1 protein-coding gene is annotated in these 1,266 nt (G+C 30.4%); it reads left to right on the top strand.

The window, feature by feature from the left end; genetic code table 11:
* A partial coding sequence (locus ACFILN_RS08415; protein WP_375658281.1) for an autotransporter outer membrane beta-barrel domain-containing protein occupies positions 1–379 on the top strand: 379 nt, incomplete at its 5' end.
* Between the last annotated feature and the right edge of the window lie 887 nt (positions 380–1,266).

Genomic DNA, 1,266 nt, shown 5'->3' with positions numbered 1-1,266 from the left:
GATTGTTTATCAGCATCTTCAGTTTAATCAGGCGCGTGATATTGATAATCTTGATGTTGATTTAGGAAAATTTCATCAATGGGTGGGGCGTGTTGGTGGGCGTTTAAGCAAGACACTTAATGTTTCTGAAGAGGGACGTGTCGTTTCTTTTTATAGTAAGCTTTCTTATTTGCATAGTTTTGAAGATAAGCAATTTGTTTCTTTTAAAAACGATTTCCAATTAGGTTTTTTTGGTTCTTTTTTGGAAGCAGGTCTTGGGTTTAATGCTCGTCTTTCTTCAAAACTTTTTCTTCATGGAGATGTAACTTATCAGCATAAATTTAAGAAAGCTGGTTTTTCTGGAGCCAGTTTCTCTGCTGGATTGCGCCATCTTTTTTGAAGAGATATAATGTGCATTTTTATATGAAAGGCAGAAGATTTTTCTGCCTTTTAATGTATTGAAATTTATTTTTCCTCATCAATATGGTTATTTTTTTGATATAAAAGATTACAATAGATGCTTTCTTCTATGCGATGAGGAATTTTCCTAAAATTTTGATATTAAGATATGGGGGCAGATTTCATTGTGAATGTGAGAAGCTTGAATGCTAAATTCTTGTGGTATAATCTTTTAAAAGAGACGATATTGATGGTTGTTTTTGTCCATTTCTTTATTATATTTTATAGATCATAAGTTTAGTCTTTACGAGATTTATGCATTTTTTTGAATTTTGTTTTAGAACTTTATTTACGTTTATATCATTTCATACGCATATTATTTGTTTCCTTTTTTAGGATGTTTACTTAAGAATTTTGGAGAAATACTTGTTTTTAGAACAAACAGAGGGAGTTTGAGGTCAAATTATAATAAAAGTAAAGTATGCTTTATCGTATTGTTACGGTTGTTGTTTTGTAAATGATAGGTGGCAGAGAAATTTTGATTGGATACAGGATATTATTTTTATTGCGGTTATGCGCGGATATCATCATTCTTTTTTCAGCATTCAATATTTGCGCAGATTTTAGCACTCGAGAATGTTCATAAGAAGCAATTCACCTTTTTTTCAAAAGTCCTTCTTTACATGCCAGCTTCGTTTGTGATGAACAAGGGGTTAATTGATTAAATATAAACAGGTTTGAATGAAAGAAATTTATAATATTCAGTTTTTTATTGAATATGTAGAATGATGAGTGAGTATTCTAAATCATTGATGAAATTTTCCTAAATCAACATCAAGATTATCAATATCACGCGCCTGATTAAACTGAAGATGCTGATAAACAATC

This window comes from Bartonella sp. CL434QHHD (assembly GCF_042195145.1).
Classification (GTDB): Bacteria; Pseudomonadota; Alphaproteobacteria; order Rhizobiales; family Rhizobiaceae; genus Bartonella.
The sequence above is the reverse complement of the archived record's forward strand: the minus strand, read 5'-3'. Positions and strand labels throughout refer to the sequence as shown.